Below are 291 nucleotides of genomic sequence, written 5' to 3' on the forward strand. Positions count from 1 at the left end.
GGGCTTATTTGTTTTTAAGTGGCTGGGGTGCAGGGATTCGAACCCCGGAATGCTGGTATCAGAAACCAGAGCCTTACCGCTTGGCGACACCCCAATTGCGTTAAACAAACTGCTTAACGACTTTTTAAATTGGCTGGGGTACGAGGATTCGAACCTCGGAATGCCGGAATCAGAATCCGGTGCCTTACCGCTTGGCGATACCCCAACAATTTGTCTTGATTACCGAAAAATCGACAATCTTAATTTGGTGGCTACGACGGGATTCGAACCTGTGACCCCATCATTATGAGT

Annotated in this window: 2 tRNA genes; both read right to left on the minus strand. The window is 48.1% G+C overall.

The features are described from left to right. Window positions 1-19: 19 nt before the first annotated feature. Window positions 20-94 (minus strand) — tRNA-Gln (locus L977_RS21410). A 36-nt stretch (window positions 95-130) separates the two neighbouring features. After that, window positions 131-205 (minus strand) — tRNA-Gln (locus L977_RS21415). Window positions 206-291: the final 86 nt, after the last annotated feature.

Source organism: Enterobacter sp. ZOR0014, assembly GCF_000798855.1.
GTDB lineage: Bacteria > Pseudomonadota > Gammaproteobacteria > Enterobacterales > Enterobacteriaceae > Enterobacter > Enterobacter kobei.